Origin of the sequence: Actinoalloteichus spitiensis RMV-1378 (genome assembly GCF_000239155.1) — a bacterium.
GTDB lineage: Bacteria > Actinomycetota > Actinomycetes > Mycobacteriales > Pseudonocardiaceae > Actinoalloteichus_B > Actinoalloteichus_B spitiensis.
This window is the reverse complement of record NZ_AGVX02000779.1, coordinates 1-2,632: the sequence shown is the minus strand read 5'-3', so window position 1 is coordinate 2,632 and position 2,632 is coordinate 1. Positions and strand designations below refer to the sequence as shown.

Sequence of the window (2,632 nt, the reverse complement as noted above, 5' to 3'; positions counted from 1 at the left end):
GCCCCGTTCGGCCACCAGGCGGCGCCGGTCCCGCCACCACGCCCCGGCGCGGGAGCCGTTCGCCGTCCGTGCCCGACCCAGGCGGCGCCGCCCTGGACCGGTTCGCCTCCCCACGCCGGCTCTGGGAACCGGAACCAGGCACGGGATCGCGGACCTCGAGGAGGGCGAGCCGGTGGGCGCCGTGGGCACCTGGCCGCGTGCTCAGCCGGATTCACCGGGGGTGGCGGCCAGTTGGGCGGACACGATGCCGGCGATGCCGGCGCGCGGCGGGACGGCGGCCGTCCAGCCGGTGGCGGCGCGGAACGCGGCCGGGTCGGCCACCAAGTCCCGGCCGTCCATCTCGGTCGCCTGCGCGGGGACCGGAACCGAGGTGACGGGGACCGGCGGCCGGCCGGTGTGCTCGGCGACCACCTCGGCGACCAGCTCGAACAGGGTGCGCAGGCTGACGCCCGTTCCGCTGCCGAGCAGCCATCTGCCGCCGGCGAGGGCGTCCGCCCGGTCGAGGGAGAGGGCGATGGCGGCGGCGACGTCGGTGACGTGCAGCAGGTCCCGCCGCACCCGCCCGTCACCCCACAGGGTGAGGGGTTGGCCGGCGAGGGCGCGGCGGACCATCGCCGTCACCACCCCCCGGTCCACGGCCTCCGGCGCCGCCGGGGCCCCGAAGACGGTGGGCAGCCGCAGCGTCACCCCCCGCAGCACCCCGGCGGCGGTCGCGGCCCGCAGGTCCTCCTCGACCGCGCATTTCTGCCGGTCGTACTCGGTGGCGGGCCGGTCCGCCTCGGTGCCGTCGAGCAGCGGCGTGCGCGGCGGCCCCACCTGTGAGGTGGAGCCGGGGAACACCACCACCGGCGGCGGCCCCTGCCCGGGTGGGCGGCGGCGGAGCGCCGCGACGAGGTCGCGGGCCGTGCCGAGGTTGACCCGTTCCCCGGCCGGGTCGGTCTCGGCCGCCCGGTAGGTACCGCCGGCGGTGTGCAGCGGGAGGTGCACCACGGCGTCCGCGCCGGCGACCGCGTCCTGAACCGCCCCCGGCTCGGTCAGGTCGGCGGTGCGCACCTCGACGTGGGCCTGCCCGGCCGGCACCGTGCTCGGACGGCGCGCCACCAGGCGCAGCCGGATCGGTCGGGACGCCAGCCGGGCGGCCACCGCCGAACCGACGAACCCGGACGCCCCCAGCACGGCGACCAGGGGGATGTGGGACGCGGGCATCGGATGCCTCCCTCGGGGAGCGGCGACCAGGTCAGCGGACGTGGAGCTCGGGCACGTAAAGCACCCAGCGGCCACCGGCCTCGCGGAACGCCGTCTCCTTCGCCAGGATCTCCTCCGCGTGGTTCCAGGCGAAGAGGACGGCGTGCGCCGGATAGGGGTCGGCGAACTCCTCGGCGGGGCGGACGGGGATGTGGGAGCCGGGCGTGAGCCGTCCCTGCTTGGCCGGTGTGGTGTCGAAGACGTGGGAGATGAGGTCCGGTCCGATGCCGCAGAAGTTGAGGACGGTGGCGCTCTTCGCGGTGGCGCCGTAGCCGACGACGGGCCGCCCCGCGGCCTTCTCCGCGCGCAGGAAGGCGAGCAGGTCGGTTCGGATCTGGTTGACCCGGGCGGCGAAGGCGTCCAGCGTGGTGGGATCGGTCAGCCCGGAGCGGGTTTCGCGCTCGATCAGCGCGCCGACCGCCGGGGAGATCTCGCGGGCCCCGGTGCGCGCCAGCGTGTAGCGGACCTCTCCCCCGTGCACGGGGAGCTCCTCGACGTCGACCAGCTCGAGGCCGTGCCGGGCGGCCATCGCCCGCACCGACCGGGCGGTGAAGAAGAAGAAGTGTTCGTCGTAGATCTGGTCGAAGGAGGTGCGCCGGACGATCTCGGCGAAGTACGGGTCCTCGAAGACGAACACGCCGGAGGGGGCGAGGAGTTCGTCGACGCCCCGCAGGATCGAGTCGATGTAGGGGATGTGGCACAGCGTGTTCGCCGCGTAGATGACGTCGGCGCTGCCGTCGGCGGCGAGGATGTCCCGGGCCGTCTCGGCCTCGAAGAACCTCTTGTCGACGCGGACTCCCCGCGCGGCCGCCAGGTCCGCCACCCCACCGGAGGGTTCCACTCCCAGGTGGCGCACCCCGGCGTCGGCGACGGTGCGCAGCATCGTGCCGTCGTTGCAGCCCAATTCGACGATGAACGGATCGGGACCGGCCAGTTCGTCGCGGAGGAACCGGCTCGCCACCGCGCGGAAGTGGTCCCGCATCACCGCCGAACCGTTCGACAGGTACGGGTAGTCCTCGTGGAACATGCGGTCGCGGGGCACCTCCTCCATCAGCTGCACCATCGAGCAGGACTCACAGCAGCCGATGGCGAGCCGGAAGGAGAACTCGCCGTCCAGCTGGTCGGGCAGGGGGAAGGCGTCGGACAGCGGTTGCTCGCCGAAGTCGAAGAACTCGCGAACCGGGCCGGAACAGACTCGGCAGGGCGTGGCGGGCATGGTGTCTCCCTTGGGCTTCGAGGTGGAGGACCACCGGTCCAGCAGCGGGTGGGCGGGGCCGACGGCGTGAAGGTGGTGTCGGGCCGGAGCACGGGCGGTGGGCGACCGCCCCAGGGGGAGGGGGGGCGGTCGGGCCGCGCGGCGGCGGCAGGGGTGGCCGTCACGGCCCCT

At 74.8% G+C, this 2,632-nt stretch carries 2 protein-coding genes; both read right to left on the bottom strand.

The window, feature by feature from the left end; translation table 11 throughout:
* Nucleotides 1-201 precede the first annotated feature (201 nt).
* The gene (locus ACTIDRAF_RS0225210; protein WP_016701431.1) at nucleotides 202-1,206 is read right to left on the bottom strand and encodes an NAD-dependent epimerase/dehydratase family protein; all 1,005 of its coding nucleotides are present in this window, start codon (nucleotides 1,204-1,206) and stop codon (nucleotides 202-204) included.
* A 31-nt stretch (nucleotides 1,207-1,237) separates the two neighbouring features.
* Nucleotides 1,238-2,461, bottom strand: coding sequence for a class I SAM-dependent methyltransferase (locus tag ACTIDRAF_RS0225205; protein WP_016701430.1), 1,224 nt, complete (start codon nucleotides 2,459-2,461; stop codon nucleotides 1,238-1,240).
* Nucleotides 2,462-2,632: the final 171 nt, after the last annotated feature.